Raw genomic sequence first — 22444 nt, 5'->3', positions numbered from 1 at the left:
TTTATCATAAGCATCCTTGGAGCACGCATGAGCGTCGATATGTACACCCAAGCCGAAGCATGGCTTGCACAAGATCCTGATCCCGAAACACGCGCTGAACTTTCTGCGCTACTTGAAGCAGCGCGCTCTGGGGAGGTTAGCGCGCAGCGCGATCTTAAAGCACATTTTACAGGGCGTTTGGCGTTTGGTACTGCGGGTTTGCGTGGGCCAGTGCAAGCTGGTCCGCAAGGGATGAATCGGGTATTGGTTGCGCAAACCGCACGTGGTTTGGCTGATTATTTATTGGCCAATATGAGCCAGCCGAGTGTGGTGATTGGTTATGACGCACGCCATAAATCCGATGTATTCGCGCGTGATACCGCTGAAATCATGCAAGCTGCTGGGGTTAAAGCGATGCTCTTACCTGAACAAGGGCCAACACCGGTATTGGCATTTGCCGTTCGTCATCTTGATGCCAGTGCGGGTGTGATGGTGACCGCGAGTCACAACCCACCACAAGATAACGGCTATAAAGTCTATTTGGGTGGTGACGATGGTGGCGCGCAAATCGTGCCACCAGCTGATCAAGCGATTGCTGAGGCGATTGATGCGGTGGCGGCGTCGCAGTGCGTCAATACCCTACCGCGCAGTGACGATTATCAAAAACTCGATGATCAAGTCATCGAGGCCTATATTGCGCAAACCGCCGCACTACGCAGCGCACCGCTTGCCCCGATTAATTATGTCTACACTGCGATGCATGGCGTGGGTTGCGACACATTTTTACGAACCTTAGAGACAGCTGGCCTGGCGAAACCAACCTTGGTCAGCGAGCAGTGTCGCCCTGATGGTCGTTTTCCTACGGTAGAATTTCCTAATCCGGAAGAGCCGGGTGCGCTCGATTTGGCGATTGCGCAGGCGAAACAAGAGGGCGCTGAGTGCATCATTGCCCACGATCCTGATGCCGATCGTTTAGCAGTAGCTGTGGCTGATGAACACGGCGTGTGGGCAAGTTTGCACGGCAATGAAATCGGTCGATTGCTCGGGCTTGCGATTGCTCAACGCGCCCAGAAAACAGGGCAACACGGCGCATTGGCGTGTTCGCTGGTATCAAGCCCCGCGTTGGGCAAGATTGCCGCACACTATGGCCTGGATTTTCATGAAACACTGACCGGGTTTAAATGGATTGGGCGTATTACGCACTTGTTATTCGGCTACGAAGAAGCGCTCGGTTATCTGGTGGATCCGAAGAAAGTGCATGATAAAGACGGGATTTCTGCGGCGATCGTCTTTTTGGATCTGCTGCTGGAATTGAAAGCGCAAGGTAGAAGGCTTGCTGATTTTCGCCACGAATGTGACCAGCTTATTGGTGCGTACGCCAGCGGGCAAGTCTCTATTCGGGTTGATCAACTGACCAAGATTGGCGAACTGATGCGTGGTTTTCGCAGCGCTCCACCACAAAAAATTGCTGATTATGCGGTAGAAGAATTTATCGATCACCAGCAAACCGATCGTCGCAGTAATATTCTGGTTTTTCATTTGGATAACGGTGCACGCGTGATCATTCGCCCATCAGGTACAGAGCCGAAGGTCAAAATCTATTCAGATGCCAAAGGGGAGACACAGGCCGAGGCGAGAGCAGTTATTGAGCAGCTCAGCAAAGCGATGCAGTCTTTACTTGCCAATTAAAGCCGTTGAAACTACCTAGGCCTAGATTATTTGCTGCACATAGGTGCTGATTGCATTGAGCAGCAGTTGTACAGAAATACTGAGCAAAATCATCCCCATCAGGCGTTCGATTGCTTTTAAGCCGCGGTTGCCCAGAAAGCGATAAAAATACGAACCGCTGATGAGGATGACGCTCGCTGCTGCCCAGGCAGCTAACACAGCAATCAGCCAGCGCTGCATGTGTTGTGGGTCGCCTTCGACCAATAAAATCAGCATTGCGAGTAACGATGGGCCGGCAAAGAGCGGCATCGCAAGCGGCACGATGAGTGGTTCGCTATCATCGTCATCATCGCCCATAACCCCGCCACGCGAGGGGAAAATCATCCGCATCGCGATAATAAACAGTACCAGGCCACCAGCAATCGCCAGCGCTTCACGCGATAAATTGAGCACGCGTAAAATGCTCGGGCCGCTGTAGAGGAAAAAGAGCATGATGATGAGTGCAATCAGCGACTCGCGGGCAACAATGCGCTGGCGACGTTCACGCGGTACATGGCTGAGCACACTCATCCAAATTGGCAGGTTGCCAAAAGGGTCCATAATCAAAAATAGCGTGACTGCTGTCGCCCAAACTTCCATAGGTTTCCTTATGCTCTATCAATTCCCCAAAGGGGTGCGTATGATGGTCGGTTATCGTCGCGAATATATTCTCGCACAACCTTAACCTTGCGCAAGTTTTGTTTATGAACCACAAACCGGCATTATTTATTATCGGCATTATATTACTCGCGGCCAACCTGCGTGCGCCTATTGTTGCTTTTGGTCCATTGGTCGAAGAAATTATTCAAGCAACCGGCAGTAGCGCGACTGTTATGGGCGTGATTGGTACGCTGCCTGTACTGACGTTTGCGGCGTGTTCGTCTTTTGCTGCTAAACTGGCGCGCCGTTTTGGCTTAGAAAATGTCCTGCTTTTTGGACTGGTGTTGATTGGTGTGGGTGGTTTTGTGCGCTCGATGCGCGCCGATAGCCTGATGATTATGGTCGGCACAGTGATTCTGTGTGCAGGGATTGCAATGGGCAATGTGTTACTCGCTGCAGTGATTAAACGTGATCAGCCCAACCATATCGAGCGAATGACCGCGCTGCAAATGTTTTCCTTTAGTATTCTTTCAGCGATTGCTTCGGCGTTCGCGGTTCCATTGGCTAAAACGCTTGGCTGGCAGTTTGCTTTGGGTATTTGGAGTGTGTGTAGTATTCCAGCTTTTGTTGTTTGGTGGCGTATGCGGCGCAGACGTGGGCCACATACGGCGGCAGTGGTTAATCCAAGCGAGGCGACATTTAATATCTGGCGCAGTGTGCTTGCGTGGAAAATCAGTGCGTATACTGGGCTGCAGTCGATGCTGTTTTACTCGATGGTGACCTGGCTTGCGACGATCGTTGCAGCGCGTGGGTTTAGCGAAACCGAAGCCGGGTTGTATAACACCTTATTTCAGTTAATCGCGCTGCCGACGGTGGTATTTATTACCCCGCTTGCTGAGCGTTATCCGCATATGCACCATTTGCTGATTGCTGCCGGTAGCATGATGTTTATAGGGCTACTAGGCGTGTGGTATATGCCAGTTGAGTGGTTATGGCTGTGCGTGATCGTTTTAGGGATTGGCGCTTGTGCGAGCTTTACCTTTTGTTTGATGCTTTTTGCCCTGCGTGGGCAAAACGCCGTTCAATCAGCGGCACTTTCCGGGATGGGGCAAACCGTTGGTTATATGATCGCTGCATTTGGTCCATTTACCGTCGGTTGGCTGCTGGAAAGTAGCGGTGGCTGGACATTGCCTATTTACGGATTGTTGGCGGTGACGATCATTCTAATGAGTACCGGGTGGTTTGCTGGACAGAGGGGCAGGCTTAATCCTTAGTTTGCAAAAAATACGTAACGATTCGAGACGTATCGATAATCAGTATGCAGGTGGGTGGTGGTTTTGGGGTAAATATCTTGAGATTATCTGATTATCTAACAAGATAGCTATGAATGGCTATCGTGAAATAACTATTCATAGCTAAATATTAACCCCAGAAAAGGAAGTAATAATTAAAAAGTTTTATTAAAATTCAATTTAATCGTTCTTCCAGGCGCTGGCACCATGGTGCGGTTATATTGGTCGAGATAATATTCATCGGTCAGGTTGGTGGCGGTTAATTCCGTGCTCCAGTCCTTGCCTTTATATTGGATATAAGCATCGGTAATGGTGGCAGAGCTCCAGAATAGTGGACTGTTAAAGTTTGAGCGGAACTCGGTGTTATGACGAGGTTTGGAGTGATGATTGATACGTGCGCCAATGGTGAGTTTTTCATCAAATAACCGTGTACCCAGTCCTAATCCCCATGTGTATTTAGGTGGAACAGTATTTTGTAAATAACCATTAGGGAAGCCGCCATCAGCACAGTCACCATGTAAATCGGTTATCGCCCAATCGATACCGCGGTTCAATGCTGCAGATTTCGCATCACATACTTGGTTTTTAAGCGCATAAGAACCAGACAAATCAGCGAAAAACTTACCGCTATCGTAGCGAGCCTGTAGTTCGATGCCGCTGTTGATTTGTTTGTCCATATTGGTGAAATTAAAGCTTTCATCACGCTCAAATACATTTTTGATGGTGTTGTGGTACCAACTCAGTTTGACATCGGCGTAGCGTGCGTTAGGTAAGAAAGGGGTGATTTCTTGCACAATACCAATTTCGTAGTTGGTGCTGCGTTCGGATTTCAGCTGCTGGATATCATATTTGGTACTAGTGGTAAAACCACTAAACCCCCACGTGCTCTCGAATAAGCTTGGATGGCGTACAGCTTGAGCCATGCGTGCATAAACACGGGTGCTGTCGCTGAGCCATACGGCGCCGGATAACATAGGTGCCCAGCCGCTATTGTGCCATTTTTTAGGATCGTTGAACGAAGCAAACGTATCCACACCCTCTTTTTTCATTCTTGCTATATGATCATCGAAAGCGTTGTAATAATTAAAGCGTAAACCGGCGCTGAGTTCTGCCCAATTGGTCGGTCGCCAGTCAAATTTGGCGTTAGCTTCAACATAATGGCGTGTCCCTTCACGTGGGTGCGTGCGAACATAAGCATTCGTTATTCTGATATTCTGTCCGGAACCAGCCCCACCACCCATGGCTTTAGCGAATTCTTCAGCCGCTGTGTTATAACCATTGAGTCGCCCTCCGCTCCACCAGTTATCATCAGAACGTAAGCGTTCGTATTGGTAGCTGGCGCCAACGGTTAAATCGAGACGTTTATTTAACTGGAATTTATTACTCAGATTTAGCCCAAGGCGGGTTTCTTTTGAATTTGTGATGGAGGTTCCTGTTTGAGTTGTATTGATCAGTTTGATTTGGTCCTCGTAACTGAGGTATTTATCCAATGCGGCTTTTTGTTCCGCGGAAAGCATCCCAGCGCCATTTTTTTGTAGCCACTTAAAATATGCCCATTGCCCTTTACATCCTGCTATTAACTGCGGATTATTTTCTATCGTTGCAGGTGGGAAATTCTCACAAAAAGGATTGAGATATTTGCGTCGTGGCTCGTAAATGCCTGCGGGAATGGTATAAGCTGTGCGTGGTTCTGAACCCGATGTATTGGTATTTAGGTCGTTATAGGTTCCCCATAACTTAGCGTTGAGGTCGATGAGCGGGTTTTCTGGCTTCCAACGCCATTCCAATGTGCTGGCAGATGTTTTAGCATCACCTAAGGTCCATTGGGGTAGTTTTCCTTCATGGCGAAGATTGCTGCCTATATAATAATCTAAACGAGTAGGTAAAATATCGCCAAATTTAGAAGTGCTATGCCGTAGGCCTAATTGAAAAACATGATCATTATTAGGTCGCCATGTTGCTTTGCCTAAGTAGGAAGTAGTATCACTTGATGTGTTAAATATTTCAGCTTCAGGGCCGAATATATTGGCTAACTTAGAGGTTGTGTTATAAGCGCTAACATCTATAGCGTTAGGCTTATCAGAATAGTATGCTTGCCAACCATTTTTGCCAGCGAAATAGTTTCCTCGCTGGCGTTTGACAACAGCACCCATAAGATCAAAATTTTCCCAGCGTTTGGCTGCCGCAATACGGAAAGCATAATCGTCACCAAATTTATTTTTACCATTCGCATTAGGATACTTTAGTACTTCCGGGTCAATGTGGCCAAAAAATAAGCCATAGTTTACGGGTTTGTGGTTGGTTCCATTTGCTGCGTTATATTTACTCAGTTCCTCTTGGGTCATTTTAAATAGGTCATTACCCGGGATGTCATAAATATTTTGTCCGGCGACTAAATTGGGTAGGCGGGGCTTGACTGAATTATTGCTGCCTTCAACCATCACATTGACTGCAAAATCCTTCCCCTCGGGGATGATGTCGTCGGCATCAATCGTGTTAATGACCACAGCGCCGCCCACAGAACTATTAACGCCACGGGTAAGCGAAGGGCCTTTTTCAACTTGCAAACCGCCGATGAGCATGGGGTCAATGTAGTTACGGTTGTTGGCGCCGTTATAGCCGCGCCAAACAGTGACAGCCTGTTCCCCGCCATCGATAATAACAGGTACACGTCCCTCGCCTTGAACGCCACGAACATTAGGATCAATCGCACCACCATTACGTGCATCACCACTAGAAACGCCGACCATACCATTAAAGATATCTGCCGGGGTGGTGCCTTTAAAGCGCTGCACTTCTTCAAACCCGGCGTAGGTGGTGGAGATGTCCAAGGCATAGACATCGTTATAGCCTTTCGCATCCCTCACTGCGCCGCGGTTGTTGTCGCCAGCGCCTAAAACCATAATGTCATCTAAGTTAGATACTTTACGTGAAGGTTGATCCTGATCAGATGCGGTGATTTTTTTGGCGTATCATTGGTCTGTGCGAGAGCAGGTATAGACGACAGGGCGAGAGAAATGGCAAGAACAAGCATGGTCGGCTTATTCTTGCAGCAATCACAAGAAGACATAGCTATACTCCAAAGATAAACAAAAATTAAAGTTGGGCATCCTAACCTAATTTATTTTTAATAGGAATCATTATTATTATAGTTTATTGTTTTATAAATATTTCTTAGGTGTTTTCTGTAATGACAAAAATATATTGGGTTGTTCAATATTGATAATTCGTTAATTGTATCGGTTTGTTATCGGTGTCATTTGCACTAAGCATGAGTTAGTTATGCCATGAAAGATAATTTTAATAGGATAGGTTTTTAATGCAGATAACGGTATAATGCGCGGCACTAGCGGGCGTAGCTCAATGGTAGAGCAGAAGCTTCCCAAGCTTACGACGAGGGTTCGATTCCCTTCGCCCGCTCCAGTTTGCTTATTTCAATAGCCTGAATCAGCTAAAATACTGTGCTTTGTTTTTTTTGATAAAAAAGCACAAGAATTGCTGACAAAATTCAAATTTAGGCTATAATTATCCTAATGCGGTTTGGTGTTGTGAACGTTTAGCGTGTCTCGGCCTGTTTCCGCTAGACGTATTTGCCTACCAGCAAATCGCTGTCGTAATTCATTGCGTTGAGTTCCGAGAGTTGTAGTTTTTTCAACGCAAGAACCATAGGTATCGTTATGACCAATATTTATGTAGGGAACCTTTCCTACCAAACAGATGAAAATGAATTGCGCAATATCTTTTCCGCTCATGGTGAAGTAAGCAGTGCCAATATCATCACTGACCGCGATAGCGGGCGTTCTAAAGGCTTCGGCTTTGTTGAAATGCCTGATGCTGAAGCCGCTAAAAAAGCGATTGAAGCGGTTAATGGTGCAGAGCTTGGTGGACGCAATTTGCGCGTTAATGAAGCACGTCCTAAAGAAGACCGTCCACGTCGTAGCTTCAACCGCGATAAGCGCTGGTAAGCACTTTATCTGGATTCAAGCGGTAAATGGCCTCGGCTGTTTACCGCTTTTTTATTGGAATGGGTTAACGCACGCCACTCCAGCAAATGTGTGGCGGATGTCGGCTTCGTCCTTAGCAAGGTAAAGTAGCTTAACGTTTGGCCCAGCGTCGATGGTTAAATAAACCGGTAAACCATCTGCGCGCGCTTTTTGTACTGCGGCGATCGTTGCCAGCGTTTCAGGCAGGAAATAGGTCAGGCTCGGACGTGCCGCAAGCATCGTGGCGTGCATCGCTAATGCATTGGCTTCAGCCGTTGCACCTAGCTCATGAAAATCCTGATTAACAATCGCTTGATGGATTTGCGCCTTATCGCGTTCAGCTTGGGCTGGCCAGACGCTAAATAATGGACTGGTTTCGGCGGTATGGGTCATGCCATCACGTGAAGTGGTGTGTTTTTCTGCGTGGCTTAAGGCTAATAAGCCGACACGTAAATCACGCCAATTACTGGCAATCGGTTGCGCGATAGAATCGCTGCCGTCAGTTTGTTCGCCTTTATCCCACTGAACAAATCCATGCCAAAGCGAACGACTCGCGCTGCCACTACCAATTCGTGCCATCGCGGAGAGGGTGGTTTGTGCTAAATCAAGGTTAAATAGATCATTGATCGCTAAGGTGAGCGCGGCAAACCCGGAAGCGGAAGAGGCCAGGCCAGCAGCGGTTGGAATGGTGTTGTGGGTCTCGATGGTCAGCGGCAGCGGTTGGCTGCGGCGAAATAAATCGATAAAAGCAATGACTTTTTGCGCAAATGGTGTGTCTAGTGAGAGCGACTTGCCGTTAAGCGATACGCTGTCTTTATCAGCAGGTTTGAGGGTGGTGCGTGTGCCCAAGGTGCCTAAAGAAATCGACAAGCTACCGTTAGTCGGTAAATTCAGCTCATAATCGCGTTTACCCCAATATTTCGCCAATGCAATATTGCTCGGTGCAAAGGCTTCGCCGCATGAATTTGGCTGTAAGGTGTTAGGCAGGTGGGCATTAAAAAATTGCGCTTTACGCTCGTTCATTAATCATCAATCCTTGGTTAGCAATCGGTGTAGCAGTGAAGTGTGCTGGGGCGGTCTCGCTGAGAGCAACCACGCAGTCGCCGAGCCCACTACCGCTGATTTTAGCGACGTGGCAGTCGGGGTGCTGTCGTGCTTTATCAATGATGGTGCCTAGGGTCGAGTCGCTAACCCCTAGCTCGACCATCAAGCTTTGGTAGTGATTAAGCGCGGCGTAGTAGGCCGGCCAGTCTGCATCGTTTGCTGCTTTAATCGCTGTGTCGGTGCACTCACCCATCTGTTCGTATAGACTCTCGTATTTATCAGGATCGTCTGCCATACACGCAGCGATATGCGCAAGCACTTCGGCGGTGGGCGTTTTATAGCCTGCGTAGCGTAAAAATACGTCACACGGTGGTGTGGGTAAGGCGGTGATTTCGGTTTGGGGTAAATACCGATAGCTGATTAGGCCACCATACAAGCTGGCTGCACAATCAGCACCGCTACCGCGACCTTGCAAACTGCGAATGATGGTAAGGGCTTGTTCGTGTATTAGCAAGGGCGTTTCCGGGTTTGCGGTATGGCGTGCTAAGGCGCCGAGGGTGGCGATAGTCACCGCAGCCGAGCTACCCAAACCTAAGGTAGGGTCAATCTCGCTGTCAATCTGGATATTCACACCGCCGCTGTGTGGGTATCGCTCTATGCAGGCAAGCACAAAGCGTAGGCGCGGATCAGGTTTGAGGTGATCACAGGGCGCTTCGTATTGTCCTAATGCGCTGTCAATGCGCACGCAGTTATCTTCGTTGGCGCTAAGCGTTACATGAATGCGTTGCTCGATCGCGCAGACGATCGCTTGATGTCCATACACCACAGCGTGTTCGCCGCTGAGCATGATGGAGCCGGGAGCTGAGCTTTGAATCATAGAGGTTGTGCTAAATCTTTCTCGAGGAGGGCTTTGATTTCGCCAGATACTTTACCAGATTCAACAGCTTTAGCGAGGTTGTCGCGAAAGACTTGTTGGTAGCGATTGCTAGTGATAATCAACGAAAAAACCCACAACCGATCATCTTCAACCCAAGCCAAGTCGGTTGACGATGCTGGTAGCTCAGTGTAACCAATATCACCCATCTCTCGCAACATTAAGCCTTCTGGTAGTCGCGTCACTTCTCCGCCATAGCCGGTACCGAGTAAATAATTGGTCTGATTATGGCGGTAGATATCAAGCGATTTTGTGATTGATGCGTGTAAAAACGACCGATCTTGGAGGGCCATCACAACATCGTCATTATATTGTTGTTCAAATAAACGAAATTGATGGTCGCGCGTGGCGTGCTTGCGTAGATAACGACTGACAAGCATGAATAGATAATTGCTTCGATAAGCAGTTTCTTTGTCAGAGTAAAAAGCCTGAATTCTTTGAATGATGTCTTGTTCATCTATGGTGATATAAATTGAAAATTCATTCCAAAATGCGTTAGTTGTTGGTTTATCGGTGACGAGTTCAATCATTCGCCATCCAGGCATATCAAGGGCAATGCCGCGATATAATTGTCGCGCAGGATCTTCAAGGATGTGAATTTCTTCATCACTAAACTGCTGCTCAAGTTGCGCCAGGTTTGATTGCCCCACTTGCAAACCAAAGGGTTGTGTGAAGCTTGAGCCCAATGGGCTATTAGCCAACAAAACCAGTGGAAATAGCCAACCTAAAAGTATGGCTATGGCTTTATATATTATGCGGCTTTTCATGATCATCTTTGTAATGCCTCGTCTAACATAGCTTTTTCTGCATCAGTTAAATCACCCGAGGCGGCATATTTGGCAAGCAGGTCATCGAATAATTGTTGGTACGTGTCGCTGGAAATAACCAACATGACATACCGCGAAGGTTGATCATTTAACCAAGCAAGCTTCGGTCGTGTGGCGACCTCAGCGTAGTGTATATCACCATAATCTTTTAAGGTGATTTGCTGAGGGATCTCTGATAGTTCGCCCCCATAACCCTGATAAAGCAAGAAGTTTATGTGTTCATGGCGATAAACTGCAACTGATTGCGGGATTTCTGCGGACAGACTGCCGTAGTTTTTATTGTGAACGATAATATTATTATGATAGCTCTCTTCAGCTAGGCGGTATTGCTTGTCTGGTGTTCCCTTTTCTTGTAGCGCTTGATCTATTTTCTCATATAGCACTTTGGCTTCTTGGTTTGTTTCCAATCTAAAGCTGAGAGCAAGGCTTTGGATAATGCCTTGTTCATCCACCGACAGGTTAAGAAATACGTTGTCTGCGTTGATTTCGTTAGCGGTAAACTGACTAAGAAATTTCTGGTGTTGTTGCCAACCTGGGACATCTAAAGTGATTGCGCGATAATATATCTTCGCCGGATCCTTGACGAAATCAAAGCTACCGTGAGTGTCTTCAATGGTCTTTTTAGCTTCCTGTAGCGTGCTAAAACCAACCTCCAAGCCAAAAGGGTTCGTGATGGACCAATCGTTGTCGTGTTCGGCAAGTAGTGTGGCTGGCATCAATCCAAAGCATAATGCAACGATGAACTTGTGCATGTGGGCTCCTTTTCACTATGGGTGGTATTAATCATTAAGGTTTTGCAGTAATTTGTTGAATGTCACTTGTGCTATTTCGTTAAGTTTACCGGATGCGGCAACCCGCTGAACGTTATCGGCAAAGGGTTGTTGGAAAGCATCGCTGCTGATGACGAGTCCAATCATATACGCTGGGTCATCTTTGAAAGGTAAGGGCGCTGGTGCTGCAAATTCTGCGTAGTACAGCTCACCATAATCTTGTAAAGCAATGTGCTCTGGGAGCGCTTTTTCACTGTCTAAATAACCGTAATATTTTTTAACCAGCAATAAGCTCAAGTGATTCTGGTGATAAGCAGCGAGAGATTCTGTGATATAGGCTTCAGCCAGTGGCGGTGCTTCATCATAAGCAGTTGGGCTACGCACACCGTCCGGACTCGAATAATCGATCCTTGGCCATGGGTCATAGATAATATAATTGGTTAAATAGTATGCTTCATACAAGCTTTTTGGCTGGTCTAAGGTGGCTTGTTGCTTGAGTCGCTGATTGAGTTGTTGATAGAGTTCATTGGCTTGGCTGCTTGTTTCGCTATGAAAGGCCAAAGCTATCTGCCCGATGGCACCTTGATCATCGATCCAGAAGCTAATAGAGCCAGCTTTATTAAGTAAACTGTCTTCTGAGGGCGGGATCAAGTTACTATAGATATTCCACCCCGGCATAGCCACATAAACACCATGGAAAAAAGGTTGCGCCGGTTCTTCAGAGAACCAGATTTTCTGATAGTTAAAACGTTGTTGTACATCTTGGAGTGTACTGCTACCGATGCTGATACCAAAAGGCTCTGTTATCGACCATGACCCTTCATTCTCGGCAAGTAGCGCACTCGGTATTAACCAGCAAAAAAATAACGCAATCGTTCTCATCATAGTACTTTAAGGGTTTGTGTTCTAAGTTTATTTACCTAACGCCTCATCTAACATGACTTTTTCTGCATCGATTAAATCACCCGAGGTGGCATATTTGGCAAGCAGGTCATCGAATAATTGTTGGTACGTGTCGCTGGAAATGATCAACATGACATACCACGAAGGCTGATCACTTACCCAGGCAAGCTTTGGTCTTGTAGCGAACTCAGCGTAGCGTTGCATATCACCATAATCTTTTAAGGTGATTTGCTGAGGTATCTCGGATAAATCGTCTCCATAACCCTGATAAAGCAAGAAATTTGTGTGCTCATGGCGATAAACCACTACTGCTTGAGTGATTTCTGCGTATGACGGGTATAAAAAGTCGTCGCTTTGGTCGTCAATGATAAAATTATGTTGGTAATTCTCCTCAGCTAGGCGGAATTGCTTGTCTGGTGTTGCCTTTTGTTGTAGTGCTTGATCTATTTTCTCGTATAGCGCTCTGGCTTCTTGGTTTGTTTCCAATGTAAAGCTGATATTAAGGCTTTGGATAATGCCCTGTTCATCCACCAACAGATCAAGAAATACGGTATCTGAGTAGATTCCGTCATCGGCAAACCGACCAAGAGATCTTTGATGTTTTTGCCAACCTGGGATGTCTAAAGTGATTGCGCGATAGTATAGCTGCGCCGGATCCTCGATAACATCAAAGGTATCATGTCCGTCTTCAACGGTTTGTTCGGCCTGTTGTAGCGTGCTGTGGCCGACTTCCAGGCCATAAGGTCGTGTGATATCTCCGCTTGGTTTTTCTTGGGCCAATAATAGCCCTGAGACCAAAGCCGATAATGCGAGTGTGATAAACTTAGTCATTAGAGCTCCTGTGTCATTGCGCCTGTTAAATCGATCAACCCTCAATATCTTGCGGACTACAGACTAACTAAGGCTTACTGGTTGCGGCTCTTTGCAAATCCTCATCGAGCATGGCTTTAGCCTTTGGGGTTAGCGTATCTAATGTGCGCGCGCGCACGAGGTTGCCATAGAAATACTGTTGATACGCGTCGCTGGTTATGTCTAGCGAGACAGACCAAGATGGGTTGAAATCATCAATCCAAGTGAGCTCGGGAAGGGTGGTAAGTTCTGTATAAGGCAATTGATCATCGCCATATTCTTGAAGCGTTATGCCTTCTGGTAACGTTTCTATATCACCACCATAGCCTTTATAGAGCAAAAAGTTCGTGTGTTGATTGCTGCGATAAGTATCGATAGCTTGGGTGATCTCTGCATAATACGACTCGGTTGCCTGATCATAGATGATAAAGCTCGTGCCATATTCTGTGGCAAATAAGCTACCTTGAGAATCAAGCTCCGCCTGCTGTTTAATGGTGTGGCTCAATAACACATACATTCGGTTGGCCTGATGATCATCTATAGGATCAAAATAAAGCGCCATTCTTTGAATAATGCCCTGTTCGTCAACCCAGAGGCGGAGGGTTGAAGCCATGCTCAATAGGGCTTTTTTTCCTGATTGATCAAAGTCTATAGCATATCCAGCTTGAGCTAAGTTGATGCCATAACCTGATTGGTCAAGGCTAATATCATAGGTTGTCCATCCTGGCATTTCTATGCTGATGGCACGATAGAATTGCACAGAAGGGTCTTCGCCCAGCCAATATTCAAACTGACTAAATGCTTTTTCGGCTTCTTGCCAGGTCGTTTGCCCAACGGTTAAGCCAAAAGGTGCGCTGAGATCATCATTCGCTGGTTCAGCGGCAAAGAGTGACAATGCGTAGAGTCCGCATAGTAGACACAACATCCGTTTGATCATATTCATTCCTTGATCGAGCATAACGCAGCGCCTTGTGTGCTAACGTGTAGAGGTCCCCATTGATAAGGCAGGCCATTCAATAGCTTAGGGATGGCCTCGCTATCGTGGTGGTGTATCAAGATAATACCACCACTTTCGCCACGATGCGCGCCGGCGCCACTGATTTTTGCGCTGCCACCGTTTGCTTCAACCTGGGCGATCAATTGCTGAGCACGTTCAGGAACCACACCAATATGCGCCAGTAGCCGGGCATTTTCTTTTAATGCCTCATCAGGGTTTTTGTGGGTAAGCAGGGCCTCCCGTAGCGCTTCGCTACAGGTCGTAAAGGCCTGCCATAGCGCACTATCTTGCCCATGTTGCGCTCGCACATGCACTACACATTCACCAGTGCTGACTTCAGGGTAGCCCTGTAATAACCAATACCAATAGCCATTATCCTCAAGTGAGGTATCAAGTGGTTGCGCCTCACCTTCATTGAGTATTTGCACGCCGCCATAAGTCACTGCCGCTGCATCAATAGCGCTGCCTTTGCCATGTTGCAAGCGTTCGCAAAACCGCACGCGCTCGAAGCGCTCGTGCGCGCTCATTGGTCGCTCGAGTAAGTGTTCATAAAGCACTAACGTCGCGGCAATCGCTGCTGCAGAAGATCCCATACCAGCACCGAGTGGCAAATCGGATTCGCTGGAAAGTCGTCCAGGCATGGGTAAGTGATGAGTGCTGGTGCGTCCTGGGAGGGGAAGATGTTGAAACAGTGAGGCGAGCGTGTACATCACTAAATCATCAGGGCGATTGAGGATGTGTTGTACCGGACGCTCACCACGACTGAATTGCTCAAAGCGTTCATCAAGCTTGTTTTTAAAATGATGAAGCGCGTGTAGTGGATAGATTGGCCCACGTGGCAGCCCTTTAAACAGGGTACGAATGCCTTTTGTGCGATGAAGCGGGGTAAAGCGAACTGTGGTATAGCAGCTGAGCGCTGCGACTATTGCTGGCGCGCCGTACACCACACTATGCTCACCGCTGAGAATGATTTTTCCAGGTGCGCGGGCGCAGTAGTTCATCACTTAGCAGCGTGTGTAGCGGCGCTGATGCTGATCAATACCGCTCAGCCGGAATGTGCCGCGATTGTGCTCTGGCATGGCCACGCTGCTGCCATCGATCGGGTCAGGTTGGTGCCAATATTCACGATAGGTATCGTAATCCAGCGCGTCACGTTCACTGATTAAGCATTGGTGGCGCTCTTTAAAGCGTGTGGATTGATACTCAGGCGCCACCACACCACTAAAAAACTCAGCAACACAGCCAGAACCGTAGCTAAATAACGCAATGGCTTTGCCGGCGAGATCATCACGATTATCAAGCAACGAGATGAGGCTTAAATAGAGTGAGGCAGTGTAACTGTTGCCAATCACACGGTTATAGATCATCCCGCTATCGGTATCTTCGGCTTGCGCTTGATGATCGTTAAACTTCGCGAGGTGTTGGTGGGCCTTAATACCCATTTTCGAAAAGGGCAGGTGATAGCAGTAATGGACAAAATCGCTATATTCACGTCCACCGTGGCTTTGGTAATCGGTCCAAGCGTGTTCCAGTGCGCGTAAGTACATTTGCGTGGAAAACTTACCGTCCACCAGCGCGGTTTTGCGGTAATTGGGTCGCCAAAAATCCATCACATCTTCGCAATAGGTACCGCTGGCGGTATCTAAAATGAGCGTGCGCGGGTTCGCGCTGACCAACATCGCCACTGCACCGCTGCCTTGGGTAGCTTCGGCGGGTGAGTCGAGGTCGTAGCGCGAAATATCGCTGGCAATCACCAACACTTTACGGTCTGGGTGACGTGCAACATGCCCGCAGGCCATTTGTAAGGCGGCCGTGGCGCTGTAGCAGGCCTGTTTGAGTTCGACCGCACGGCAGTTTGCAGGCAGTCCTAACAACTGATGGACATACACCGCGGCGGCCTTAGACTGGTCGATACCGGTTTCTGTGGCGAGCATTACAGTGTCAATTTTGCTGGTATCGGTGTGCTCAAGCAAAGGCAGTGCCGCGTTTGCTGCCAAAGTCACAATATCCTCGTCGTGTGGTGGGATCGCCATCTGCTCTTGACCAATTCCACGATGAAACTTATTGACATCAATACCTTGTCGCTCAGCCAATGTGGCCAGGTCGAGATAATATTGGGGAATGTAAAAACTGAGTTGGTCAATGCCGATGGCTAAGGTCATGATGCGTCTCGTGAATGTAATAAATGGGTTTGATGGCGTAAGGCATCTGTGTGCGTACAGCCGAGTAAAAATAATGCGGTGCGGTATTCGCGTGCCAAGCGTTCGATGGCTTCAATCACCGCAGCGGTAGAATGAAGCGCTGGTTTGAGCAGTGGCGCGGCAATGCCGCAGACGTGTGCACCGAGCGCTACCGCTTTGGCGATGTCGATGCCGTTGCGGATGCCGCCGCTGGCAATCAAGGTAACATCAGGGTGTGCAGCGTGTGCTAAATTGAGCGCTTCAACGGTGGTGAGTCCCCAATCTTGGAAGACTAAACCGATATCATCGTGTGGGTCACTGCGACGGTGATGTTCAATGCGGCTCCATGAGGTGCCGCCACGACCTGCAACGTCAAAATAGCGCACACCGGCTTGCTTGCCTAGCGCAATATCGTCCGGTGAGAGGCCGCAACCGACTTCTTTCAGCAGTACCGGCACATCTAAAGCACCAGTGAGCGCGGCAATCTTGCGGTCTAAAGCGCGAAAATTGGTATCACCTTCTGGCTGTACCGCTTCTTGTAACGGGTTCAGGTGTAAATACAGGCCATCGGCTTTAAGGGCATCAACTGCTTGTTGGGCTTCATCAATACCAAAACCAGTGTTGAGTTGAACAGCGCCTAAATTGGCGAGCAACACGGTGTTGGGCGCGTAACGGCGTACATCAAAGCTTGTGGAGGTTTCAGGGTGGCTTAACATGATGCGTTGTGAGCCGACTGCCATCGCCACACCACACGCCTCTGCCGCTTCAGCAAGATGCTGATTGACCTTGCGAATGGTTTCCCCGTCGCCACCGGTCATCGAAGAAATCAGTAGTGGGAAGTGTAAAGTTTTGCCTAAAAAATCGACGCGCGTATCAACGTCATCGAGTGCACATTGTGGCAGCGCACGATGGGTGAATTGCAGACGATCAAAGCCGCTGGCGTGGCGTTCTATCTCTGCATCGCGAGCAAGCGCGGCGATGTGTTCACGTTTGCGCGCCGCAATACTCATCCGTGGCGCTCCATAGCGATGTGTGAACGCATCAGCTCCCCGGGATTAGTTTGTGCAGCGAGTAAAGATAATTCACCACAAAGGACAGTGGCGGCGCAAATGGCGGCTAAACGACGGGCATTCGCGCCGGGTTCGCGTGCTTCACGACAGCCAAGCTCAGTTAAGTGATCTTCAACGATTTCTAACCCCTGTCCTTTGCCATTACCGACTGTGCCAACAATCAGGTTGGGTAGGGTGCAGGAAAAATAGAGCGCGTCGTCGCGAATCTCAGTGTGCACAATTCCTTGTGAGCCTTCAATGATATTGGCGGCATCTTGTCCAGTGGCAAGATAAAACGCGAGCAACATATTGGCAAAATGGGCGTTCGCGCTGCGTAAACTGCCGGCGATATTGCTACCAATATGATTTTTGCGCGTGTTGAGTGTCAGCATCTTTTCAGGCGTGGTGCGTAAGCGTTTTTCGCATATCTCACGGGGAATCGTGATTTCAGCAACCACATTTTTACCACGACCCAAAATACCATTGACCGCACTGGCTTTTTTATCAATGCAGTAATTACCGGAAATCGAGCCGTAGCCTAGCTCAGGGTGGCGCTCAAGAATCAGCGCAATTAAGGCATCGGCAGCCTTGGTGACCATATTGTGTCCTGAGGCATCGCCGGTGGCGCACTCAAAGCGCAGGAATAATAGGTTGCCAACGATCTGGCTGTGCATATCGAGTAGACGCGCAAAACGGCTGGTTTCTGCAACCGCCTCAGTATATAAAGCCTGATTGCCTTGGATCGCTTGTAAAGCGTCGTAGGCTTCTTGTGCGTTAGCCGCTTCAAGGACAATCGAACGGGTCATACGTTCATCAACCACTGTGGCGCGAATGCCGCCACAAAGACGTGATATTTTTGCGCCACGACCAGTGGATGGCCAGAGTGGGGTTTCGTAAGTCGCAAGCGGTACGCGTACTTCGTCGTTAATCGCGTTACCAATTATATGAATAGGACCGACCCATTGAGTGGGAATAGGCGTTTGATGCGGTGTGGGCATGGGCGTGCGTGTTTACATTTAAAGGGTTAATTATAACATTGTTGACCATGGCGAGTAAGGGTGAGCTAAGTGGATCTTTATAGTGTTTTATGTCGTTTAAAAATGGGTTATTTTTTCGATTAAACAAACGATTGTTAAGTTTTTTTTGAATTAATATAGCTCAGCTTATTGTCTCGATTGAGAGTGTGTTATGATTATGAATTTGGCGTGTATGACGCCTGCAACCATCAGGATTGAAGCAATGAACGACGACCAGAAAAAAGCGCTTGATGCGGTGCTTAAGCAGCTTGATAAGCAATATGGCAAAGGCACGGTGATGCGTTTGGGTGACCAGCCGGCGCAAACCAATATTCCAGCAGTTTCGACTGGCTCGCTGGGTTTGGATATTGCTTTGGGGATTGGTGGGTTGCCGTTAGGGCGCATTGTCGAGATCTACGGCCCAGAATCTTCGGGTAAAACTACGCTTACCCTACAAGTGATCGCTGAAGCGCAAAAACAAGGCGGAACCGCAGCGTTTATTGACGCCGAGCACGCGCTTGATCCGATTTATGCGAAAAAGCTTGGCGTGGATACTGAAAACCTCTATATCACTCAGCCCGATACTGGTGAGCAAGCGTTGGAGATTACCGATGCTTTGGTGCGCTCTGGCGCGTTTTCTGTGATTGTCGTTGACTCGGTTGCCGCGCTGACCCCGAAAGCGGAAATTGAAGGGGAAATGGGTGATTCGCACATGGGCCTGCAAGCGCGCTTGATGAGCCAGGCGTTGCGTAAGTTGACCGCTAATATTAAACGCGCCAATACTTTGGTGATTTTCATTAACCAAATCCGGATGAAAATTGGCGTGATGTTTGGTTCACCTGAAACGACTACCGGTGGTAATGCCTTAAAATTCTATTCTTCAGTGCGTATGGATATTCGTCGCATTGGTGCGGTTAAAGATGGCGATGAGATATTAGGTAACCAGACGCGAGTTAAAGTGGTGAAAAATAAAGTGTCACCACCATTTAAACAGGCAGAATTTGAGATCCTCTATGGCGAAGGCATTTCGCGCAGTGGCGAGATTATTCAGCTTGGCGTCGATCATGGCTTGATTGATAAATCAGGCGCTTGGTATAGCTACCAAGGTGATAAAATTGGTCAAGGTAAAGAAAAGGTTCGCGCGTTTTTAAACGAACATCCTGATGTCGCCAATAATATCGAGGCGCAATTGCGCGAAAAACTGATTGGCTCAGATCAGGTGAGCGACCTACCGGAAACCACGCCACTTAGCGATGACTGACGATTCTCAGCAAGCGATTGAGCGAAAAATGCTCACCGCCCTCGCACGACGTGAGTATGGCTATCAAGAACTGCTCGATAAATTCAGCAGTCAATTTGAGCCGGATGAGGTGCGTGAGGTGCTCGATCGCCTAACCGAGGATAACTGGCAAAGCGATGAACGCTACGCTCAAAGCTATACCCGCAGTGCGGTAGCACGAGGCAAAGGGGCGCTGTTTATTCGCCAAAGTTTGCGCCAAAACGGGGTTGACGAGCAATGGATCAATGCCGCTTTAGATGAATACGATTTCTATGATTTAGCGCGACAGGCGTTCGCGAAAAAATACGCCAAACCGCCGCAGGAGGCAAAAGCGCTGGCAAAATGTCAGCGTTTTTTGGCCGGGCGCGGCTTTTCTTTCGACCAGATTAACCATGCCATTCACCATGACGACTAAACCGATAACCACCACAGCCGACATCCGTCGTACATTTATTGAATTTTTTGCTGACCGTGGCCATAAAGCGGTGCACTCTGCTTCGCTAGTGCCAGGCAATGATCCAACCTTGCTCTTTACCAACGCCGGGATGGTGCCCTTTAAAGATGTCTTTACTGGACTCGAGGTGCGAGATTACCAACGTGCGGTTTCTGCGCAGCGTTGCGTGCGTGCAGGCGGCAAACACAATGATTTAGAAAATGTTGGTTATACCGCGCGCCACCATACTTTTTTCGAGATGATGGGTAATTTCAGCTTTGGGGATTACTTCAAAGCTGAGGCAATTCGCTACGCTTGGGACTTGATTACTAAGGTCTATGGCCTGCCCGAGGAGAAACTTTGGGTGACGGTTTATGCTGATGACGATGAGGCATTTAACATTTGGCGTGACGATATTGGCGTGCCGGTCGAACGGATTGTGCGTATTGGCGATAAGTCAGGCAAGGCGCGCTATGAGTCGGATAATTTCTGGGCAATGGGTGATACTGGACCTTGCGGGCCGTGCTCGGAAATTTTCTACGATCATGGGCCGGACGTCTGGGGCGGGCCACCGGGCTCACCAGATGAAGACGGTGATCGCTATATTGAGATTTGGAATCTGGTCTTCATGCAATTTGAGCGCGACATTAGCGGGACAATGAAGCCGCTGCCTAAGCCTTCGATTGATACCGGCATGGGCTTAGAACGCATGGCAGCGGTGATGCAACACGTGCATTCGAACTATGAGATTGATATCTTTCAAGCGCTGATCTCAGCGGCAGCACAAGCCACTGGCTACGATGATAAAACGCATAACTCGCTGAAAGTGATCGCCGATCATATTCGCTCGACGGTATTTTTGATGGTTGATGGGGTTTTGCCAGGCAAAGAAGGGCGCGATTATGTGCTGCGCCGGATCATGCGCCGCGCAATTCGCCACGGACATAAACTCGGACAAAAGCAGCCATTTTTCCATCAGCTGGTGCGCACGGTTGTCTCAGAAATGGGCGAAGCGTATCCAGAAATCATCAAGGCAGAACAACGGATTACCCAGGCGGTGTTGCGCGAAGAAGAACGCTTTGCACGCACGCTTGATGATGGCATGGGTGTGTTGGAAAAAGCGCTTGAAGGGCTTTCTGGTGAAACGATTGATGGTGAGACCGTTTTTAAACTTTATGATACCTACGGTTTCCCGGTCGATCTAACCGCGGATATTGCGCGTGAACGTGGCCTGGCGCTCGATATGGCGGGTTATGAGCAGGCGATGCAAGTCCAACGAGAAACCGCGAAAGCGGCTGGTAAATTTAAAGCCGGCAAAGCACTTGCGACACACGGTAAAACCGCGTTTGCCGGTTATGATGAAACACATCTTGACGCACAGGTACAGCAAATTTTTGTTGATGACGAAGAGGCGCCAGCGCTTAATGAAGGCCAGCAAGGGGTTGTGGTACTTAATAGCACCCCATTTTATGGTGAGTCTGGTGGTCAGGTGGGCGATATCGGCGTATTACGCTGCGCCGAAGGTGATTTTTGTGTTGAAGATACACAAAAACAAGGCGATACCTATCTCCATTATGGCTATATGCAACAAGGCAGCTTGAGTTGTGGTGCGCAGGTGGGCGCTGAAATTGATGCCACGCGCCGCACAGCGATTAAACGCCACCATTCAGCCACCCACTTATTACACAAAGCACTGCGTGAGGTGCTGGGTGATCATGTGCAGCAAAAAGGGTCGTTGGTTAATGAGCGTGTGACGCGTTTTGATTTTGCCCACGATGGTATCGTTAGCGCGGAACAGTTACACGAGATTGAACAGCGGATCAATACGCAAGTTCTTTATGATGTGCCGGTGACGATCGAGGAACTCTCGATCGATGAGGCGAAAGCTAAAGGCGCGATGGCGCTGTTTGGTGAAAAATACGGCGATGTGGTGCGTGTGATCAGTATGGGCGAGGATAATTATTCGATCGAGCTGTGCGGTGGGACGCATGTCGCGCGCACCGGTGAAATCGGGATGGTTAAAATTATCAGTCAAAGTTCGGTGTCAGCGGGTGTGCGGCGTATTGAGGCGACTGCCGGCTTAGTGACACTCAAGCAAATGCAAGACGATGAAGCGTTGACGATGCAAGCATCAGCGGCGTTAAAAACCGATCCAGCACATTTACCGGAACGCATCGAACAACTTCAGCAACAGCTGAAAGTGCTAGAAAAAGAAACCCAGCAGCTCAAACGTCAACTGGCCTCAGGCGGCAGTAGCGCGGAAATTGACGTGCAAGAAGCCGCAGGTTGGCGCTATATTGCGCTACAGCGTGACGGGTTGGATAATGCAACGTTGCGTGATAGCGCAGATCAGCTGCGTGACAAGCATCAAGTAGATTTGGTGGTGCTTGGTAGCGCAGAAGAGGAAACCGCGCGTCTGGTGGCGAGTGTGGCAAAGAATGCTCAAGGCTTACACGCAGGGCAATTGATTAAAACACTGGCGACCTATATTGATGGCAAGGGCGGTGGACGTCCTGATTTTGCGCAGGCCGGTGGTAAAAATCCCGCAGCATTATCGGATGCCTTAGCAGCAGTTGCTGATGTGCTTAAGCAAGAAGGATAG

At 48.5% G+C, this 22444-nt stretch carries 19 protein-coding genes and 1 tRNA gene; 7 read left to right on the top strand and 13 right to left on the bottom strand.

Features of this window, described 5'->3' with window-relative positions:
* Positions 1-27: 27 nt before the first annotated feature.
* Positions 28-1668 (top strand): phospho-sugar mutase, encoded by a 1641-nt coding sequence (locus L0B52_RS04615; protein WP_235063579.1) that lies wholly within the window; start codon positions 28-30, stop codon positions 1666-1668.
* A 21-nt stretch (positions 1669-1689) separates the two neighbouring features.
* On the opposite strand, the gene L0B52_RS04610 is transcribed toward L0B52_RS04615, so the two are convergent.
* Positions 1690-2286, bottom strand: a complete 597-nt coding sequence (locus L0B52_RS04610) for a YhgN family NAAT transporter (protein WP_235063578.1) — start codon at positions 2284-2286, stop codon at positions 1690-1692.
* 104 nt (positions 2287-2390) lie between these two features.
* On the opposite strand from L0B52_RS04610, the gene L0B52_RS04605 reads away from it, so the two are divergent.
* Positions 2391-3560, top strand: coding sequence for an MFS transporter (locus L0B52_RS04605; protein WP_235063577.1), 1170 nt, complete (start codon positions 2391-2393; stop codon positions 3558-3560).
* Between the two features lie 173 nt (positions 3561-3733).
* Here L0B52_RS04605 and L0B52_RS04600 read toward each other — a convergent pair whose 3' ends face one another.
* Complete coding sequence (locus tag L0B52_RS04600; protein WP_235063576.1) at positions 3734-6481, bottom strand: TonB-dependent receptor domain-containing protein; 2748 nt, start codon at positions 6479-6481, stop codon at positions 3734-3736.
* Between the two features lie 446 nt (positions 6482-6927).
* Here L0B52_RS04600 and L0B52_RS04595 point away from each other — a divergent pair.
* Both L0B52_RS04595 and L0B52_RS04590 read left to right on the top strand, forming a co-directional pair.
* Positions 6928-7001: transfer RNA gene (locus L0B52_RS04595), tRNA-Gly, on the top strand.
* A gap of 254 nt (positions 7002-7255) precedes the next feature.
* Positions 7256-7543 (top strand): RNA-binding protein, encoded by a 288-nt coding sequence (locus L0B52_RS04590; protein WP_235063575.1) that lies wholly within the window; start codon positions 7256-7258, stop codon positions 7541-7543.
* A gap of 51 nt (positions 7544-7594) precedes the next feature.
* On the opposite strand, the gene mvaD is transcribed toward L0B52_RS04590, so the two are convergent.
* The 11 genes from mvaD to L0B52_RS04535 all read right to left on the bottom strand — a co-directional run bounded on the left by mvaD (position 7595) and on the right by L0B52_RS04535 (position 18112).
* Complete coding sequence (gene mvaD, locus L0B52_RS04585; protein WP_235063574.1) at positions 7595-8584, bottom strand: diphosphomevalonate decarboxylase; 990 nt, start codon at positions 8582-8584, stop codon at positions 7595-7597.
* Positions 8571-9482 carry a mevalonate kinase gene (locus tag L0B52_RS04580; protein ID WP_235063573.1) on the bottom strand — a complete coding sequence of 304 codons (912 nt, stop codon included), beginning with the start codon at positions 9480-9482 and terminating at the stop codon, positions 8571-8573. Before L0B52_RS04580 ends, mvaD begins: the two co-directional genes overlap by 14 nt.
* Positions 9479-10312: a hypothetical protein gene (locus L0B52_RS04575; protein ID WP_235065410.1), complete on the bottom strand. Its 834-nt coding sequence runs from the start codon at positions 10310-10312 to the stop codon at positions 9479-9481. Before L0B52_RS04575 ends, L0B52_RS04580 begins: the two co-directional genes overlap by 4 nt.
* Positions 10309-11118: a hypothetical protein gene (locus tag L0B52_RS04570; RefSeq protein ID WP_235065409.1), complete on the bottom strand. Its 810-nt coding sequence runs from the start codon at positions 11116-11118 to the stop codon at positions 10309-10311. Before L0B52_RS04570 ends, L0B52_RS04575 begins: the two co-directional genes overlap by 4 nt.
* 27 nt (positions 11119-11145) lie before the next feature.
* Positions 11146-12021, bottom strand: coding sequence for a hypothetical protein (locus L0B52_RS04565; protein ID WP_235065407.1), 876 nt, complete (start codon positions 12019-12021; stop codon positions 11146-11148).
* A 27-nt stretch (positions 12022-12048) separates the two neighbouring features.
* Positions 12049-12870, bottom strand: a complete 822-nt coding sequence (locus tag L0B52_RS04560) for a hypothetical protein (protein WP_235065406.1) — start codon at positions 12868-12870, stop codon at positions 12049-12051.
* Positions 12871-12937: 67 nt separating this feature from the next.
* Positions 12938-13825, bottom strand: coding sequence for a hypothetical protein (locus L0B52_RS04555; RefSeq protein ID WP_235065404.1), 888 nt, complete (start codon positions 13823-13825; stop codon positions 12938-12940).
* Positions 13826-13827: 2 nt separating this feature from the next.
* Positions 13828-14886, bottom strand: coding sequence for a mevalonate kinase (locus L0B52_RS04550; RefSeq protein WP_235065403.1), 1059 nt, complete (start codon positions 14884-14886; stop codon positions 13828-13830).
* Positions 14887-14889: 3 nt separating this feature from the next.
* Positions 14890-16047, bottom strand: coding sequence for a hydroxymethylglutaryl-CoA synthase (locus L0B52_RS04545; RefSeq protein WP_235065402.1), 1158 nt, complete (start codon positions 16045-16047; stop codon positions 14890-14892).
* Positions 16044-17075, bottom strand: coding sequence for a type 2 isopentenyl-diphosphate Delta-isomerase (gene fni / locus L0B52_RS04540; protein WP_235065401.1), 1032 nt, complete (start codon positions 17073-17075; stop codon positions 16044-16046). The genes L0B52_RS04545 and fni overlap by 4 nt, the downstream gene beginning before the upstream one ends.
* The gene (locus L0B52_RS04535) at positions 17072-18112 is read right to left on the bottom strand and encodes a hydroxymethylglutaryl-CoA reductase (RefSeq protein ID WP_235065400.1); all 1041 of its coding nucleotides are present in this window, start codon (positions 18110-18112) and stop codon (positions 17072-17074) included. Before L0B52_RS04535 ends, fni begins: the two co-directional genes overlap by 4 nt.
* A gap of 241 nt (positions 18113-18353) precedes the next feature.
* On the opposite strand from L0B52_RS04535, the gene recA reads away from it, so the two are divergent.
* The 3 genes from recA to alaS are packed head-to-tail and all read left to right on the top strand — an operon-like array spanning position 18354 to position 22444.
* The gene (gene recA / locus L0B52_RS04530; protein ID WP_235065438.1) at positions 18354-19391 is read left to right on the top strand and encodes a recombinase RecA; all 1038 of its coding nucleotides are present in this window, start codon (positions 18354-18356) and stop codon (positions 19389-19391) included.
* Positions 19384-19824: a regulatory protein RecX gene (locus L0B52_RS04525; protein ID WP_235065399.1), complete on the top strand. Its 441-nt coding sequence runs from the start codon at positions 19384-19386 to the stop codon at positions 19822-19824. The genes recA and L0B52_RS04525 overlap by 8 nt, the downstream gene beginning before the upstream one ends.
* Positions 19814-22444, top strand: a complete 2631-nt coding sequence (gene alaS / locus L0B52_RS04520) for an alanine--tRNA ligase (protein ID WP_235065394.1) — start codon at positions 19814-19816, stop codon at positions 22442-22444. The genes L0B52_RS04525 and alaS overlap by 11 nt, the downstream gene beginning before the upstream one ends.

This window comes from Suttonella sp. R2A3, assembly GCF_021513215.1.
Taxonomy (GTDB): Bacteria; Pseudomonadota; Gammaproteobacteria; order Cardiobacteriales; family Cardiobacteriaceae; genus JAHUUI01.
Note: the sequence above shows the minus strand (reverse complement) of the source record. Positions and strands in the feature narration are given on the sequence as shown.